The sequence below is a fragment of the Bradyrhizobium sp. 153 genome, assembly GCF_023073835.1.
In the GTDB taxonomy this organism is placed as follows: domain Bacteria; phylum Pseudomonadota; class Alphaproteobacteria; order Rhizobiales; family Xanthobacteraceae; genus Bradyrhizobium.
This window is the reverse complement of sequence record NZ_JADPKH010000040.1, coordinates 1-1,511: the sequence shown is the minus strand read 5'-3', so window position 1 is coordinate 1,511 and position 1,511 is coordinate 1. Positions and strand designations below refer to the sequence as shown.

General features: G+C 59.4%; 1 protein-coding gene. It reads right to left on the bottom strand.

Annotated elements, in window-relative coordinates:
• Window positions 1-79: 79 nt before the first annotated feature.
• The gene (locus tag IVA91_RS11245; RefSeq protein ID WP_247279349.1) at window positions 80-1,432 is read right to left on the bottom strand and encodes a transposase; all 1,353 of its coding nucleotides are present in this window, start codon (window positions 1,430-1,432) and stop codon (window positions 80-82) included.
• Window positions 1,433-1,511: the final 79 nt, after the last annotated feature.

The window sequence follows — 1,511 nt, the reverse complement described above, 5'->3', positions numbered from 1 at the left end:
CCGATTCCGTTGAAAAAGGCCGGCAGTATTTCGTTGTAATAGCTCCGTCGCGACTTGGCCGGAACTGCTCTTACTGACCCTATGCGAGCGTCGGGGTGGGCATCGGGATCAGCTTGGCCATCTTTCGAAGGTTTTGGGCGGTGGCTGCGAGGATGAACTCGTCGCGCGCGCCGTTTGGACCTCGTAAACGCAAACGGTCGAGCTTGAGAATGCGCTTGAGGTGCGCGAACAACATCTCGATTTTCTTGCGGAGCCGGCGCGAGGTGCCTCCCTCCCACGATCTCGCGATCTGGCGCGCCATGTCGCGGGCGCCCTCGTAGATCGAGCGGGGCACCCTCCGTGAAGCCTGCTTGGGGCAGCATCGGGGCTTCAATGCGCATCGATCACAATCGCGCTTGCTGGCGAGGTAAAGCATGGTGGCACCATCATTCACCAACGTTCCGGTCGTGGTAAGAGTTTTGCCACCAGGGCAACGATAGATGTCCCCAGCATGGTCATAGGTGAAGTCGTCGCGCGAGAAGATCCCGTCTGTGCGGGCCGATTTGTCGAACACTGTAACGTGCGGCTCGATCCCGTGCTCATAGACCAGCCAGGCGAGCATCTCGGCCGAGCCATAGCCGCTGTCACCGAGGAGCCGGCTCGGATAGAGATCAAACCGCTCCAGCGAGCGCTCAATCATGCGCTTGGCGGCCAATACCTCCGCCTGCCGGATTGCCGTCGTTGCCTCAACATCGACGATGATCGCGTTCTCGATGTCGACCAGATAGTTCGTCGAATAGGCGAAAAACGCTTGGCCGCCGTGCGCGCCGGTCCAGCGCGCCGCCGGATCGGAAGGCGATACGAACTTCGGAGTAACCTCGGTCGCGGCTCCGAAAGCGGCATCATCAAGGACAGCCAGATACTCATCGATTGCTCGGCTGGCAGCCTCCGGCGGAAGTCCCTTATCGCCTTCGATCCCCTTCTGCCGATTGGCATCGGCCTTGATTAGGCTCGCATCGACTGCAAATCCCTCACCGCCGACCAGTCGTTCCTCGATGCAGCGGCGCAGCACGCTCTCGAACACGCGACGGAAGAGGTCGCTCTGCCGGAAGCGGCCGTGCCTGTTCTTGGAAAACGTCGAGTGATCCGGCACCGTCCCATCCAGACCGAGCCGGCAGAACCACCGGTAGGCCAGATTGAGGTGAACCTCATCGCACAGGCGCCGCTCCGATCGAATGCCGAAGCAGTAACCGATCAAGAGCATCCGGATCATCAGCTCGGGATCGATCGAAGGCCGACCGATGCTGCTGTAGAAAGGCGCCAGGTCCCGCCGGACCTGTTCAAGATCGACAAACCTGTCAATCAACCGCAGCAAGTGATCAGTCGGGATATGTCTTTCGAGCGAGAACTCATAGAACAACGCGGTCTGTTCGACTTGCCGATGCCCCATCATGATCTTCAGTCCTGCCAATTAGACAGACTGAATCACTGATATCTCTGCGTCGCAACAGCTGCCTTTTTCAACAGAATCG

Bases quoted from the DNA above. Each gene is read 5' to 3' on its own strand.
- IVA91_RS11245 (WP_247279349.1), bottom strand. From the start codon at position 1,432: ATGATGGGGCATCGGCAAGTCGAACAGACCGCGTTGTTCTATGAGTTC.